This window comes from Maribellus sediminis (assembly GCF_011799805.1).
Taxonomy (GTDB): domain Bacteria; phylum Bacteroidota; class Bacteroidia; order Bacteroidales; family Prolixibacteraceae; genus Draconibacterium; species Draconibacterium sediminis_A.
The window spans coordinates 1-13,983 of record NZ_WXUB01000009.1 but is presented as its reverse complement, the minus strand read 5'-3'; the positions used below and the strand labels follow the sequence as shown (position 1 = coordinate 13,983).

The following is a 13,983-nucleotide window of genomic DNA, read 5'->3' as shown; positions in this document are numbered from 1 at the left end:
CTGTTCAACGGGAGCAGAAATTGCATCAGCTTTCAGTGAATGGTTAGGCAGTGTATCGTATGACGGAGGATGTAATGCCACGATCGACAATGGAAATCCAACAGCACCCGACAGCTGTGGCGGCGAAATAACAGTAGTTTGGACTGTAAGCAGCGACTGTGAATCGGATGTAATGGACAGTGCAGTGTTTGTAGTAACAGCAGCACCGGCGGTCAGTCTAACTCCACCTGCCAATGATACATTGGATGCCTGTTCAACGGGAGCAGAAATTGCATCAGCCTTTAGCGAATGGTTAGACGGTGTATCGTATGACGGAGGATGTAATTCCACGATCGACAATGGAAATCCATCAGCACCCGACAGCTGTGGCGGCGAAGTAACAGTAGTTTGGACTGTAAGCAGCGACTGTGAAACGGATGTAATGGACAGTGCAGTGTTTGTAGTAACAGCAGCACCTGCCGTCAGTCTTACTCCACCTGCCAATGATACATTGGATGCCTGTACAACGGGAGCAGAAATTGCATCAGCTTTTAGTGAATGGTTAGGCAGTGTATCGTATGACGGAGGATGTAATTCCACGATCGACAATGGAAATCCATCAGCACCCGACAGCTGTGGCGGCGAAATAACAGTAGTTTGGACTGTAAGCAGCGACTGTGAATCGGATGTAATGGACAGTGCAGTGTTTGTGGTAACAGCAGCACCAGTTGTAACGCTTACACCACCTGCCAATGATACAATTGACGCCTGTGCTACTGAATCAGAAGTTGCATCTGCGTTTGCCGGATGGTTAGCAGAGGTAGATTATGACGGTGGGTGTAATTCATCGATAGATGATGGAAATCCAACAGCACCGGATGAGTGTGGTGGTGAAGTAACAGTATACTGGACCGTAAGCAGTGACTGTGAAGCTGATGTAGTTGACAGTGCAACCTTTGTTGTACAACCTGATACAACCTCACCTGTTATTACCATTACCATTGTTCAGGATTCTACCTGTAACTCCGATCCGGAGGCTACGGCAACCTATTACGACGATTGTTTAGGAACCGGTGATGCATCATTGCAGTCATTGAATAAAGTTGCGGTGGATCCGTCAGATCCGAATCAGTGTGATGAACTCTGGATTTACACCTTCTATGCAGAAGATAGCTGTGGAAACTCTGCAACGGCAACGGATACCTTATTCAGGTTCACAGAATCAGAAGGAGATTGTGAAACTGCATTTGGACGATTGCCTGAACCTGATCTTGGTGATGCACCATGGACAGATGACATTGGATCAAGATGCTTCCTGGATGAGCCGGATACAGCCATTTTTAACCGTTGGGGATGGACCAATAGAATTAAAGTTGGTCAGGATTCAGTATACGTTATGGATGTGTACGCAGGTGCCGGGCAGTGCGATTTGAGCAAAGGAACCTGGGTTGGAACAGTAACCTTATCTTTTGACGGTAGCACGATGCATGTTTTTTATGATCTGGAGGACGGTTATGTAATCAGTGAAGCACATATTTATGCTGGCTATGAAATGTATCCAGTGAGGACAAACGGTAAGCATAAAGGTGAATATACAGTTGCACCTGGTCAGTATTCTGTTGTCTGGGAAAATGCGATTCCTTCGGCCGGACTTGTAGTAGATTTGACAGGTGTAAGTGATGGCGATTACATTTTTGTAATTGTCCATTCAGTAGTCTGTATACCTACTTGTGATTGTCCTGAAACAGACAGAACTTTAATAGCAAATCTATCATCTGAAAATGTAGAATTGTTATATGCAGCGAAAGGAAATGGTAAGAAAAATGCTGAAATCACCACTGATGTTGGTGAATTAGAGGTAGGAGAACTGAAAGTATTCCCGAATCCATTCACTGAAAAAGTAACATTCGAATTTGTATCTGCTAAAGATGCATACGGAACGCTTGATATTTACAGCTTAACCGGACAGCGTGTTGCACGGATACTGGATCGCCAGGTAATAGCTGGTGAAATGAACAAGGTATTCTACGAACCGGATCACGATGTTTCAGGTGTATACCTCTACCGTCTTGATTTGGATGGAGATGTTCAGGTTGGAAGAATTATTTACAAATAATAATTTGACCCTTATTTTTTATCAAATAACTAAAGTGTTCTGCTTTAGGTTGAGGATAATACCTCAGTGGAATTTAGAAGAGGCCGGCTGTCAGCGTCGGCCTCTTCCTTTTATAAAGTGCAGCAGTATGCTCATCCAACGAATTCATCCCAATTTCACATATTCAGCTTACTTTTCAGAATCAAAAAAAATTCAGAGAACGTATAAATAAGACAGGTTTTATCTATTTCTTAATAGAGAAAAAAATAGTTATTACGTAATTGCATCAAATAAATATACCGTGAATTACTTATTGACTTATATGAACTTTTATACGTAAATTGCGTATATAAAGCACTTTCTATCACAAAACAATTTTATGGATGGTTTATTGGGTTGATTGGTGAGATGTACAATCTGTTTAACGGTTATATCCAGTATATTCAGATGTAGTGATTTAAAATAAGGGATATCAAAAGTTAGGTAGATTGATGTAAATGTGTTATAACATTTTAATATCAATCGTCATGTGTAAAATTGCAGTTTTAGAAAGATTTACTCTACTTGGATCAGGAATAGCATCAATTCTGAGCAATGAAAAAGAGTGCGAAGTAGTGTTAGCGAAAACCAAGGAAGAATTGGTAAGAAAGCTTGATGACTCCATACCCGATGTGATCGTAATTGATATAATTCACAATGAAAATTCCGGTTTCAAACCCATAAAAAGATTTCGAAGAATCTATCCGCATGTTCCAGTGTTGCTGATTGTAAGCGCAAGTTATGCCGACTGTTTCGAAGAATACATCCGGTTAGGTGTTAAAGGATTTATTTTTAATAGTTCCGACAGGGATGAATTGCGTCGCGCCATTAAAAAGTTGATGAATGGAGGAGAATACTTTACAGATAAAGTCTGGAAAATTTTTAAAAGTTCAATCCAAACGAGAAAGCACAAACCTGTTCATCAAAAACTAACGGATAGGGAGGTTGCTGTGCTAAAGCTTTTTTCCAGTGGATTGACTTACAAAGAAATAGGGTCGGAATTAAGTATAAGTCCGCGCACTGTGGAAACCCATAAACGGAACATTCTATCAAAACTTAAAATTAATTCAACAGCCGATATGGTTAAGTACGCTTATCGGAATAATATTCTTATTTAGAATATCTTCACCAATAGTCTTAAAGTAACTAGTGGACATTCATTTCCCGGACATTCGTGTGAATGAATTTTCTTCATTAATTGATTTGGAGCGGACAACTATGATAAGAAAATAAAAAAGCAGGATGTGTCTTAAATATTCAGACAATCCTGCTTTATAAATAAGTGCCCTTACTACTGTTACTTCTTAATTATTTTTTCAGAATATTGGTGACCTCCGGAGTTTATTACCACAAAGTAGAAGCCAGAAGGCTGACTACTTAGTTCAATTGTGCTCATTGTACTTGTAATTAAGTCTTCGATAATCTTTGCACCTGTTGAATTATAGACCGCATAGGAATCCGTATCTCCAAGAACAGAAATCTGCAGGGTTACGTTATTTTCAGTCGGATTTGGATAAACAGATAAGAAGGTTTTATCCTCCGGCTCAAACTGATCTGCGCTTGAGCCCGGCATTGATGAGCCCGGAGCAGCTCCTCCAAAGGAGACCTCATAATCTTCCACTTCACCCTCAAAATCATCATCACAGGCAGCAGGAGTTTTTCCGGTTTTCATACTCACGCGCATTCTGGCTATGCCATATGCATAGTCAGGAATCAGGATACTGGAAATCACATCGCCTTTACTATTATTAACTGCCAAAATTGTTTCATCTGAATCATCAAAATCTCCATCATTGTTAAAATCGATCCAGATTCTCCAGAAATTACGCGAGTCATAAAGTGATGGTATGAGCGTGATATCATGGCTTTGCCCGGGCATCATATCGATGGTCACATTCGATAAAGAGTACCCATCATTTGTCAATGATTCATAACCTGTACTATTGATCGTAACGCTTTCAATGTAGTTTCTCGTACTGTTTATATTAACAGGTGTACAGTAAGAAGCGTTTCCCTGATCAAGCACGTTAATTACACCAGTTTTAGTGTCTGAGCCATAACTGTTTGTTGCGGTGAAAGTTACATTGTAAGTCCCGGCACTTGCATAAGTTACGGTCGGATTCTGGTTGGTTGATGTTGCCGGATTTCCTCCTGAAAATGACCAGGCCCAGGATGTTGGATTATTGGCTGAAATATCTGAAAACTGTATGCTCTCTCCAACATTAATGGTATAAAGATTGGCTGCATATTCGGCCACCGGTGCCAGAGGCTGTGGTGCCATAATCTGAACAGTATAATCTTCCACTTCACCAAGGTCAGTGTAACCACATGCCGTTGGATCCAATTTTCCCATAGCAACCCGCATTCGGGTTGTCAGTTCCAGATTGGCAGGAATTGTGATTGACCCGCTAACCGACGATTTGCTTTTTGAGGCAATGAATACTTTCTCATCGTCGGTGAAATCCATATTTTGATCATAGTCGATCCAGACGGACCAATATTCAAATTTATCGCGTGAACTAAATCCTGGCACCAACTCAATAGCATTTTTTGATCCTGATTCCAGCATAAATACCGTACTCGTAAAGTCGGCATATCCTCCGTTCGATCCCGAAGTCTTTACAGTATTTCCAATCGAGACCTTTGTTATCCATTCTTCGCTTGCAAGAGGCGATGGGATACAGTATTCCGGCACGACTTGTTCAACCTGGATGTAATTGTCTATTACCTTGATATCCTGGCCGGCTGCATTCGTTACAGTTAATGATACCTTGTAACTATTGGCATTGCTATAGGTTACTTTTGGATTGCGTTCGTTTGATGTAGACGGATTACCACCTTCAAAATCCCATTTCCAGGATGCCGGATTGTTCAACGATTTATCACTAAAGTTTACTGATTCACCTTCGTTTACTTTTATTTTATCCGAACTGAAATCTGCTACCGGTACATTTACAGATTCATTTACAGTAATAACTCCGCTTAGCGATTTGGTATTGGAACCGTCGTCATTTGTAACCGTTAAGCTAACTCCATAGGTTCCGGCAGCGTTGTAAGTAATTGTTGGATTTTGTGCGGTTGATACAGCTGGCGTTCCACCTTCGAAAGTCCACGACCACGTTGTCGGAGAATTTGTCGATTCATCTGTGAAAGAGATCGACTCACCGGCATCAATTGTCTGTGCACTGTACGAGAATGCTGCAACCGGAGGATAGGTAATTACCGGTTGTGTGGTAACCTCAATAAAGCCATTTAATGTCAGCGTACCAGTTCCGTCGGCATTGGTGGCAGTTAAGGTCACATTATAAGTTCCGGTCGTATTATAAACAACCGCAGGATACTGCTCATTCGAACTGCCTGGTGTTCCACCCGGGAATTCCCAGTACCATTCATCCGGATTGTTGGTCGAAAGATCAGTAAAGTTGATACTGTTTCCTTCGGGAACCGATCTCTGGCTGGCCGTGAAATGTACAACTGGCGGAGCAGGTGCAGCCACGGTAATGTAAGAAGTAATCGTTTTTGTATCTGATCCGTCTCCATTTATAGCGGTAAGTGTTACTGCGTATGTACCGGCTGTGTTATAGGTAATTGAGGGATTTTGTGCACTTGAAGTTGATGGGCTGCCACCGGCAAAAGTCCAGTTCCAGCTGGTAGGTGTATTGGTCGAATGATCGGTAAACGAAACGCTTTCTCCTTCTTTTATGCTGGTTATGTCCGCTGTAAAAGCTGCTACAGGAGGTGTAGGAATACGATTCACCGTAATAAATCCTGTCGCAGTTTTAGTATCTGAACCGCCTGAATTTGTTGCGGTCAGGCTTACACTATAGGTTCCCGGTGTATTAAATTTTACTACCGGATTTTGCACAGTTGAAGTTGCCGGAGTACCGCCTCCAAAGGTCCAACTCCAGGAAGTCGGAGAGTTGGTGGACAAATCAGAAAATGTAACCGATTCACCTTCTGTAATCGTGCTTTGATTTGCAGAGAAATTGGCAACAGGTGCAATAACCGGAGCATTCACCCGGATATAATCAGTCACTGTTTTTGTGTCCGATCCATCGGCATTGCCTGCGGTTAACGTTACGTTATATCTACCTGCGGTACTGTATGTAACCGTTGGATTTTGAGCCGTTGATGTAGCCGGAGTTCCTCCTTCAAAAGTCCAAGACCAAGATGTTGGATTATTGCTGGATGCATCAGTAAAAGAGACAGTTTCTCCTTGATCAACAGTAGTTGAAGTTGAAGTGAAATTGGCAATTGGAGAATTACCATTCGGTGTACCAATTTGGATAGTATAGTCTTCTACCTCACCTTCTGAGAATATTTCGCATGCTGTTGGACTTTCGTTTCGTTTCATCGAAACACGCATACGCGTTTTGATATTTAAATTGGATGGTATAGTTGTGCTTTTTGAAACAGGATAACTTGTAACAGGGCTTGTATATATAAGTTCACCTGAGTCATCAAAGTCTAGGTCTCCATTATAATCAATCCAGATTTTCCATACTTCCAGATATTCCCTTCCTGAGAAATTCGGGGTTAGAGTAAACGTAACAACCGATCCCGGATCAACATTGTATGTATAGTTCGTTAGATCCTGGTAACCTGCTGTTCCTGAAGAACCTGAAGTATTAATCTGTGAACCGAACTGTACAGATTCGATCCATTGGGTCGAAGCCTCGCCATTTGATTCACAGTAATGAGAACCGTATTCTTCAACTATTATGTATCCTGAGATTGTTTTCGTGTCAGATTTATCATTATTGTAAACAGTCAAACTTACATCATATATTCCGGGAGCATTGTACTGAACAGAAGGACTACTAGAGGTAGATGTGGCAGGTGTTCCCCCATTAAAAGTCCATTCCCGGGTTAAGGCATTTTCCGAAAAATCTGTAAATTGTACTGATTCCCCCTCAACAACGGAGGTATTATCAGAAGAAAAATTTGCCAGGGGTTGACCTCCAATTACAATGCAATGCCCAAAATCATCCAGGGGGCCAAGAGTTGGATCTGCATCATTCCCATCTGGTGTATCAGGTCCTGTACATGTAGCAGGTTTGGGACCAAGTCCCCACCAGTAATAACCATCACCATCTCTGTCTTCACACTTAACTTGATAATTATTGATACTGGAAAAAGGAGTCATTAATGCATGTGTCCAACCAACATTATTCATAGTCGTTTCTGTATATACATAGCCGTTATCCCCAAAATAGTCGCCCCAGCTATTTTTATATATCCATACTATTTTCCCGATTAAAGGATCTCCTGCTTCAACAACTACCCAATCACGATTTGAATCTAAATCCCTGTAATAAAGAATATCACCTTCTTTTACGGTTTTATAGCCAACAAGTACCATAGCGTGTGCCCAATTAGCTTGTCCACTACTTAGTGGGCCCATTTTAATTAACATGTCTTTTAATACATCTTCAGTTTTAGGATAAGCATCCGATCCAAAATCTATTCTGCCTCCAATTTTTATGGTTTCCTGCGCATTGTTACCTTTATCAGTGCATGGTTGCTCACTGGCCGAATATGGAAATGTTGCCTCATCAACGATTCCATTATTCTTAATATAATCAAGTGCATAGCTGGGGTACCCACCTCCACAATCTCCTGCACCGCTGCATGATACAAGATCCTGTTCTGAAAGATCCAGATTTAGTTGCTGATTATAGTAAAGGTTTGCCATAGCTTCTGTAGCTCCTGTAGCTGCAAATGCCCAGCAGGATCCACATGTTGACTGACTTTTAATAGAAGTGATCCAGTTCTTTCCATGCCGGTCGCGCCAGTCCCATTCATCAACATACGGACTTGAAGTTGCAGTTGTGGCTGATTTTAACGTGCCATCGGTGGTACTGGTTGATTCCTCACTTCCAACCTGTATTACACCACCGGAATAGAATTCAAAACCATTTGGGAAGGTGCTTTGTCCGTATAAATTTTTTCGTTCGCCATAGCTAAGCTCCGAAACACTGGTTTCTCCGGCCACCCAATGTCTACCTTTCTTTTTCAGGTTATTGTTTATTTTCCTGATCTTCGCCTCGTTCTGATCTTTTTTCTTTTCCTTTTTTACACTTGCTACATCGAGGCCCGGAGCAACTGCTGTCGCATAACTGATTCCTGTAAGTTCAAGACTTGCATTCTCAAGCTCAATGTTTATGGCGTATGGTTTTACACGATCCAGAACAGCTGTTTCCTCACAAATATTTATTATTGAGAACGAACTTGCCTCTTCTAACAGCAGGTTGTAACTCTCATAGATCAGGTACTCATCAAAATTACTATCGATTAATACCAACCGAACCAGGGAATTATCGTCCTTTAGTTCAATATTTGCACTGATATCGAGCCCGTAGATAAAATTTTCATTTTTACTAAAAGGAAAAATTTCAACAGACTTCGAAAAAGTTTGATCGATTGAAACGGAAACCGGATTGGTTCCTGCCATTTTGAATTTGTTGTCGGATGTTTGACCGTACAACGCACTACCGATGAACATTAGCATCAGCAATGCCAATAACTCTGATTTTTTCATAACAAAACTCTAGAATTTGATTTAATGGTCCTGTTTTGTTGTATTCTGATTATTCAAAAACAATCAGCGGGTTTGTCTGTAAAACAAATGTCCTTAATTAAATTCTACTCACAACTTAATTAATTAATAAACTAAACTATTTAACTCTCTCAGTCGACAAGAATACAGGAATTGAATCGTCCATGAACTCTTGATCGATTTTATATTACGGGTTCAGGAGACCAAAGTAGATGTTCGTTTTTTTATAAACAAGCCATTTTTTTAACACACAATGATTTAGAAACGATCAGGACTGTTTAAAAAGTTGTAAAGTATTAGTATTTACTGGTAGTTTGATATTCCAAATAGACGCTAAAAATATTTTCATTAATTTCCATAATCGGCTGATAAACAGAATAGTTGTGAACAGTTGCTTTCTTATGTAAAGACATTATGTTCAGATAAAACAACATTTTTGGCAAGAAGAGGGATAACTGTGCCAGTTCGGCCTGCCTCTCCCAATCCCAGGTTCTCGATATGTGAACGAATGGATTGATACTTATAGATATATGAAATTGCTTCACTCCGGTCTGAAGTCCTCAAGACGGGATTGTAATGACTAAACTTATGAGTATAACAGATTGCTTCTCCCGAGTACTCGGGATCGAAATGACTCTTGAGATGAGAAATGTGTGGCAGCGGACAATGAGTTTTATCTTTTGAAGAGACTGTCTCTGTCCGCTGCAGGTTATAATGCCTATAGTTGTCATGGCGAGGGATCCTTCAGCTGACGGAGACTGAAGCCATCTTGTTCCTCGTTCCTCGATAATTGATCCCTGCTACCTGATACGGAACGTAATGTAGAATTTCCAATTAAGAAGAACTGTTGGATATTGGATATTGAGCATTAATTATTGGATATTCGCTTCTTCTGAGTTCTCCCAAAATCAGAATTTGAGATTGCTTGACTTCAGATGACGAAGGGCTTAAGTCCCCTTCAGGGGATTTAGGGGTGAGAAACTGTGTGTGGTTACTTACAAATTTTTAGTTTATACATGATAAAAATTCTAAGGCGGCCTTATAAGAGATTGCTTCACTCCGTTCGCAATGACCTTTCCTGTTAAAATTATATGGCAGCGGACAATGAATAACACCTTTAAAGGAAAATGTCTCTGTCCGCTGCCGGTTACACCCCCTACCGTTGTTGTGGCGAGGGATCCGTCAGCTGACGGAGACCGAAGCCATCTTGTTCCTCGTTACTCGATAATTGATCCTTGATACCTGATACGGAACGTAATGTAGAATTTCCAATTAAGAAGAACTGTTGGATATTGGATATTGAGCATTAATTATTGGATATTCGCTTCTTCTGACTTCTCCCAAACTCAGAATTTGAGATTACTTTACTTCAGATGACGAAGGGCTTAAGTCCCCTTCAGGGGATTTAGGGGTGAAGGAATGTAAGCTTACTTACAAACTTTCCATACCTCCAAAGTTGTTTTTTACGTTTTCGCAGAGCGATTTTTTCGCATTTAGGTGGGCTGTAATTCCAACGGTTTTTTCTTCTCTCAACTCAAAAAATGACATTCTTAAAAATGAATCAAAAATCGATTATATCAGTTTATTTACGTAGTATCCGATCATGCGATAAGGGATATTACGTATTGCGCTGAGCGGGATATTGTTGTAACTTGTATATCCAAAGTCAAAATGAGTCCCTTTCTATAAAAACCAACAGTCGGAAACGCTTTTCAAGATGTTTGATTTGCAGGTAAAGTAAATTGTATAGTTTACTTTATTTGAATTGCAAGAAAGCTTGTTGAAATATTGTTGGTTCAAAAGAGAAATTCTTGAATCAACATATTTCACCTAACCTTAAATGTACCGCCATGTGTAGAATTGCCATATTAGAGAAGTATGCCCTGTTCGCTTATGGAATTCAGTCCTTATTAAAGGATTCAAACGGTTTTGATATCATCATACATGCCGCTGATTGCGACCATCTTTTCAAACAGATAAAAGATGATAAACCCGATGTTATTATTCTGGATGTTATTCACGGGGATAATTCGGGGATGCGATCGCTGAAAAAGATCAGACGTACTTACCCCAAAATTCCTGTTTTGCTGATCCTGAGTCAGTATTACTCCGATTGTTTTGAAGAATATATACGGTTAGGTGTAAAAGGTTTTGTGTTTAACGATGCAAGCGGTAAAGATCTGGTTGGTGCCATTAAAGCATTAAAAGACGGAGGTGAGTTTTTTAGTGAAAAAGTATGGGAAATCTTTAAGGCTTCCATTCAAAATGGGAAAAGCCAAACCAGAAAAGAACAAAAACTTTCCGACAGGGAGGTTATTGTCCTGAAATTATTTTCAAAAGGATTGACTTACAAGGAGATCGGGACCCGGTTAAACATTAGCGCACGCACGGTAGAAAGCCATAAACGAAATATCCTGGCAAAACTAAAAATTGACTCTACGGCAGCCATGGTCCGATATGCTTATCGAAATCATATGCTTGTGTAATGCATTAGAATAAAACAATCATGATTCAGGTCAATCACCAACAGAAAGGAAAGTAACATTTGCACCTATAGTTAACTCTTCCTTATTTCCCTCTCTATTTGCAGCTACCCTTTATACACATCTTTTTGATTGTCTGATAAAATGATAGTCAATATTGTTTCGTCCGGGATTACCAACAATCCCGAATCAACTTTCTTCGCCGGACGAGATGTTGGCTGTTACTTACCCCGGCGCTCCCTGACTATCGTCAGGCAGACGCACCGGGTTATTCACATTCGACACTTTCAGTGTCATTTAAAGAATCACCCTGAAAGGGTGATGCAATAATAACCGCGGGTAAACGAACATAGAGATTGCAACCCGTGGGATTGATCAGTACAATGGAAAGGCGCAATCTACCCGCAGTTCAGAGATTTCAAGTTCTTTGCGCCGCAATCCTGGAGATGAAATGATTGCCCGTAAAATATTTGTGTATAGAAGGGTAGCTATTTGCAGATTGGGATAATCCCGAGCACCCGGGATCAGGGTGAGTTTGAATATTAAAACTGTATTTTGTTATTGATTCTTAAGAAGTTTTCTTTTAGAAAAACAGGACGTAATCTTCATCTTCTGCCTTGCAGAAATGCGTAATAATACCGATTGACTTCCTGTTAAAGTCGCCGTAACTTTTCCTAAAAATAAAGGACAACTAGCGAGAACTTGTACCCCGGGGGGAAACCCTGTATCCCAATCCTGTAACAGAGACGTAGATGGTCGTTTTTCGGATGATTTGATAATGAAGTGTTAAAGGCATTTATTAATCTTAATTATCAGATTATGAGAAAAAATTACGATGAACCTGCGGATTACATAAAGATGCAATCCGTTGTACAAAAAAAGCGTTGGCTCCGATATTGGCGCCTATGCTTTCTTACACCATTAGTAATATTAACATTATTAATGGTAAATAATTCTGTGTACGCACAACCGCTGTACGAAGCTGATGCTGCTGTAGTAGCGCATTTTGGCGTTGACGCAGATGTATGGGCAAACTTTCAACTTCAAGGGGATGTTGATGATTCTAATATTGATGACTGGTTTGGACCAGTAGATGGATTCACGCCTCCATATACTGGCAGTGGCCGAGGAGTTATTGCCTGGCATGAATCAGAAGGTGGACCTGGTTTGGCGACCATAAACAGCTGGGTTAATGCGCACAGTTTTTTTGAACTTAGGATGGCGGAACCACGGTGGACAGAGGTTGGTGACTATGAATGGGTAGATGCAGTATATGCACGCGACAATATTTCTGAAGGTAGCCTTAGAGATTCTTCAGTATTTACAGGAACAAGGGATAAAAACTACGATAGCCCTTATTCCTGGAACCTCGGAATTGGAGGAACTCCACCTAAAAATGATATCGTTGATGTTTTTGGTTATTTAAGAAGGGATTTAAATACCGAAGAGTTATTTGCATATGGCGCCGCCTCAACAATTTCGGCAGATGGAACATCACATACCGATTTTGAATTTTACCGAAGTAACGAATTGAGTTACGATGGTTCTGGATTAACTAACTCAGGAGACGAAGACGGCCATGTTGCATGGATGTTTGATCCGGATGGCACCTTTAATGTTTCTGGCGACCTTATTGTTTCCATCGATTTTAACCAGGGTGGAACTCATCCCGTATATACTGTACGCGTTTGGATGCAAACGCAGAACATTGTATTTGATGGGATGCCTTTTGCAGATTTTGAAGCATTTAGACTTTATTTCAATACGCTGCCAAATGTTCCCTTTAAATTATCAGGTATATACGATGATGGTGGAAAAGAAACTACTGTATACGGTTACGCCGAAATTGAACCAAAATCAGGTAGTGTAGATGATTATATGTGGGCAACAGTTAATATTACTGATACTGAGGCTGCACCTTGGGGCAGTTTGGAGGCCAAAAGTAAAGTTTCATTGGATAATATTCTTCAATATCAGTTGACAGAGATTTGTATTAATATGACTGCTATGGGTTTGGATATCGAACTTGATCCAAATCACAGTCCCTGTGTTAATCTTTTAGGAAACTTAATAGTTAAAACGCGTTCATCAGGGACATTTACATCCGAACAGAAGGACTTTGTTGGTCCACTTCGTTTTGGTAATACGGTTGATATTAATGTAGCTGTTACTGATGATGAAGCATGCGAAGATGGTAACGTTAGCTTTACTGCAACAGCAACATCCGAGACTCTTGATTTTAATACACAGGTCATTGATTTTAAATGGTACCATAATGGTAATTTGTTAACAGATGGAGGTGATACTACTATTACAACAGTTAACGGTGTAAGTACTTTAACCATTAATGGCGTTTCTCTTGATATGGGGGGAGTAGATAACATTAAAGTTGTTGCCACACATCAAAGAACAGGGTGTTCAGATGACGATTTTGGAACGTTGACGGTATACGATACACCAGATCTGACGGTACAGGATTTGGAAGCTTGTGAGGTAGGCACATCAGGTGTTGCGGGCTTTGATTTGTTTAATGCAGTAACCGATGCCGATGGCGGCACATTGAGTTATCATGCTACCGAAGCAGCCGCTGTTGCAGGAACTCCAACAATCAATCAGAATGTAACAGTCGCAATAGGTGATTCTGTCTTCTGGATTCGCAGTTCAAATACAGACGATCCAACTTGCTTTGATAAAGAGATGGTAACCCTGACAGTATTTGACAATCCAGATTTGGAAGTACAGGATTTGGAAGCTTGTGAGGTAGGTACATCAGGCGTTGCGGGTTTTGATTTGTTCAATGCAGTAACGAATGCCGATGGCGGTACATT

Annotated in this window: 5 protein-coding genes; 4 read left to right on the top strand and 1 reads right to left on the bottom strand. The window is 40.5% G+C overall.

Annotation, left to right across the window (positions count from 1 at the left end; genetic code table 11):
- Together HFD85_RS21605 and HFD85_RS21600 are read left to right on the top strand one after the other, a co-directional pair.
- Window positions 1–2,095: T9SS type A sorting domain-containing protein (locus HFD85_RS21605; RefSeq protein WP_167614507.1), on the top strand; the 2,095-nt coding region annotated here is incomplete at its 5' end.
- A 506-nt stretch (window positions 2,096–2,601) separates the two neighbouring features.
- On the top strand, window positions 2,602–3,231 hold the full coding sequence (locus HFD85_RS21600) for a helix-turn-helix transcriptional regulator (protein ID WP_167614505.1): 630 nt from the start codon (window positions 2,602–2,604) through the stop codon (window positions 3,229–3,231).
- Window positions 3,232–3,410: 179 nt separating this feature from the next.
- Here HFD85_RS21600 and HFD85_RS21735 read toward each other — a convergent pair whose 3' ends face one another.
- Complete coding sequence (locus HFD85_RS21735) at window positions 3,411–8,654, bottom strand: PKD domain-containing protein (protein ID WP_206082056.1); 5,244 nt, start codon at window positions 8,652–8,654, stop codon at window positions 3,411–3,413.
- 1,868 nt (window positions 8,655–10,522) lie between these two features.
- Here HFD85_RS21735 and HFD85_RS21560 point away from each other — a divergent pair.
- Both HFD85_RS21560 and HFD85_RS21555 read left to right on the top strand, forming a co-directional pair.
- Window positions 10,523–11,158, top strand: coding sequence for a response regulator transcription factor (locus tag HFD85_RS21560; RefSeq protein ID WP_167614503.1), 636 nt, complete (start codon window positions 10,523–10,525; stop codon window positions 11,156–11,158).
- 816 nt (window positions 11,159–11,974) lie between these two features.
- A partial coding sequence (locus HFD85_RS21555) for a hypothetical protein (protein WP_167614501.1) occupies window positions 11,975–13,983 on the top strand: 2,009 nt, incomplete at its 3' end.